Origin of the sequence: Nocardioides phosphati (genome assembly GCF_014646375.1) — a bacterium.
GTDB classification, from domain to species: domain Bacteria; phylum Actinomycetota; class Actinomycetes; order Propionibacteriales; family Nocardioidaceae; genus Nocardioides; species Nocardioides phosphati.
The window spans coordinates 1-1,630 of sequence record NZ_BMNI01000024.1 but is presented as its reverse complement, the minus strand read 5'-3'; the positions used below and the strand labels follow the sequence as shown (position 1 = coordinate 1,630).

The 1,630-nt window shown below is 62.3% G+C and carries 2 protein-coding genes; one reads left to right on the top strand and one right to left on the bottom strand.

All coding sequences use genetic code 11. The features are described 5' to 3' along the window. Positions 1 to 415: 415 nt before the first annotated feature. Positions 416 to 709 (bottom strand): barstar family protein, encoded by a 294-nt coding sequence (locus IEX47_RS17815; RefSeq protein ID WP_188785494.1) that lies wholly within the window; start codon positions 707 to 709, stop codon positions 416 to 418. Positions 710 to 882: 173 nt separating this feature from the next. Between IEX47_RS17815 and IEX47_RS17810 the strand changes: the two genes are divergently transcribed. Then, entirely contained in the window at positions 883 to 1,566 is a 684-nt protein-coding gene (locus IEX47_RS17810) for a leucine-rich repeat domain-containing protein (RefSeq protein ID WP_188785492.1), read from the top strand. The last annotated feature ends 64 nt before the right edge of the window (positions 1,567 to 1,630 follow it).

The following is a 1,630-nucleotide window of genomic DNA, read 5'->3' as shown; positions in this document are numbered from 1 at the left end:
CGAAGGATTCACCCGGTGGCCGCGCCTACGTTGGAGGCACGCGCTCACTCAGGACGTCGTACACCACTCTGCTGGACTCCACTTGCGGCAACGAGAAGAGCTCGCGAGATGACAGATCGATGCGTTGACCTTCGGAAACTGCGATGCCGTACGACAAGTCGGCGCAGTGAACCCAGAGACCGTTCACAGCGGACAGAGTCGCAACGATGTCGGGAAGCGTCTGAGCCCGTCCGTTGAATGTTGCGGACACCACGGGCAATTCTGCTCGGGTCAGGATCTCTGTCACTGGAACTCCTACGACTTGAAGTGCTCGGCGCCATCGTTGACCGGCGACGCTGGCAATGACCGTCGCTTTCCAAGAAGTAGCCCTCCGCACATCGGCATGACGAGCCATCCGCGGCATGAGCGGACGGAATCAGCGGAGCTCGAACTCGAATCGCTCGGTCCAGCCAAAGCTGACGTCCTGCTCTGCGGCCTCTTCGAAGATTGCGACGATGCGACCGAAGATCTCCGGCCCGAGGGCACGTCGACTCAGTGCAGATTCCCGCCAAGTGATGTGGACGGGACGTGGCACGTCGGTGAGAAGTCGGTCCCTGAGGGCGGCCAAGTTCCAGCCGTAGTAGGGACCGAACTCCAGTTTCCCTGCGAGCGCTTTGTGAACGTCCAGTTCTTGGCGAATGCCTGCCCCGTTGATCTCCACATCTGCCACGGCACCACCCTATGGCCCGCACCCCCGGCCGGTTCGCGGCATGAGCGGGCGGTTCTCGGGTTCCGCCGCCAAGACGCGGCGCCTGCGTCCAGAATCGGCGCATGTCCTTGCACCGACGCGATCCTCGGTTTCTCACGCTCGAGCCCGGGTCAGTGTCCGCTGGCCTCCGCCAGATGGACGAAGCGGTCGAGGTCGTTCAGTTCAGCAGTGCTCTCGAGGACGCGGACTATCGGCGCATCGCCAAGGTTCTCCGCAAGTTCCCCGAAGCCGGGCTGCGCGCATTCGGCTCCTACGACGGGTCGATCCGCGACTTGGACTTTCTGCGCCACTTTCCAGAATTGCGCAGCTTCAGCGCCGACGCGCTCTACCAGTCGCTAGAGGACATCACCGGCCTCGAGCACCTGCGAACCGACCTCAACTTCCTCGGCATTGGTCAGACGAAGAAGCGCCCCTCGCTCGCACCAGTGGCGCGGTTCAGGGAACTCCGAAGCCTCTATCTGGAGGGACAGACCAAAGACATCGAAGTTGTCGGCACGCTGACGAACTTGGCCAGCCTGACACTGCGATCGATTTCTCTGCCGGACCTGTCGCTGCTCAAGCCACTGTCCGAACTGCGGGCGCTGGACCTCAAACTGGGTGGCACCCGTGAGCTATCACTGCTGCCGGAGATCGGGCGCATCGAGTACCTCGAGCTCTGGATGGTGAAGGGCTTAGCAGATATTTCGCCCGTCGCGGCCATGCCCCACATGGAGTTCTTGTTCCTGCAATCGCTGCGCCAGGTGACGGCGCTTCCCGCACTCTCGAACGCGACCAGCCTTCGAAGGGTCTGGCTCGAAACGAGGTCAAGTCCCGGGTAGTGGTGTAGCGCTGCGTTCCTTCGTTTGGGTTGGTCAGGCGATCAGGGCGGGCAGGTCATTGGCT